Genomic DNA, 668 nt, shown 5'->3' with positions numbered 1-668 from the left:
CCGGGGGGCGGGTGCCGGGCGGCGGCTCGGGCTCAGGAGGTGGCGGGCTGCGGAGTGCCGTCCCCGCGCACCTGGGGCGACAGCGCGTCGCCGACCTGATTGATCAGTTCCGCCATCATGTAGCTGACCTCGCCGATGTCCGCGTCCCGCGTGGTGACCACGACCAGGGAGGCGCCGCTGGAGACCGCCATGGAGAACAGATAGCCGCCCTCCATCGCGGTCAGGCTGTGCTCCACCGGGTCGGTCTCCATCAGCTGCGCGGCGCCGGACAGCAGATTGACGAACCCGGAGGAGATGGCCGCCAGCCGGTCAGCGTCGTCCTGGTCCATGCCCGTGAAGGCCAGCGCCAGCCCGTCGACGGAGACGGCCAGCACCTTGGTGACCTCGGGAACGCGTCCGGCGAAGTCGCTGAGCAGCCAGCCCAGTGAGCTGGGGGAGGGGGTGGTCATCGAGTGCTCCGTTGCGTGTCGTCGTCAGGAGGTGCGGCGGAGGCGGCGGAACCCGGACGTGCGGCCTCCGCGGAGCCGCCCCCGTTCTCGGAGCCGTTCGGGCCCCGGCGTGAACTGTGGTGTGTGCTGCGGCTGATGCCCTGCGCATACGCCGCGAAGACGTCGGAGACCTGCCGGGAGTCCCGGCGCCGGGGCGCCTTGGCGGGCCGTGCCACGGGC

General features: G+C 72.5%; 2 protein-coding genes. Both read right to left on the bottom strand.

The features are described from left to right. Positions 1-32 precede the first annotated feature (32 nt). Positions 33-449, bottom strand: a complete 417-nt coding sequence (locus tag G5C65_RS38015) for a roadblock/LC7 domain-containing protein (RefSeq protein ID WP_165303637.1) — start codon at positions 447-449, stop codon at positions 33-35. Next, positions 446-668, bottom strand: a 223-nt coding sequence (locus G5C65_RS38840; RefSeq protein WP_206442742.1) for a hypothetical protein, incomplete at its 5' end; no start/stop codon positions are given. The genes G5C65_RS38840 and G5C65_RS38015, both read right to left, overlap by 4 nt.

It is taken from the genome of Streptomyces boncukensis (assembly GCF_011045075.1).
In the GTDB taxonomy this organism is placed as follows: domain Bacteria; phylum Actinomycetota; class Actinomycetes; order Streptomycetales; family Streptomycetaceae; genus Streptomyces; species Streptomyces boncukensis.
Note: the sequence above shows the minus strand (reverse complement) of the source record. Positions and strands in the feature narration are given on the sequence as shown.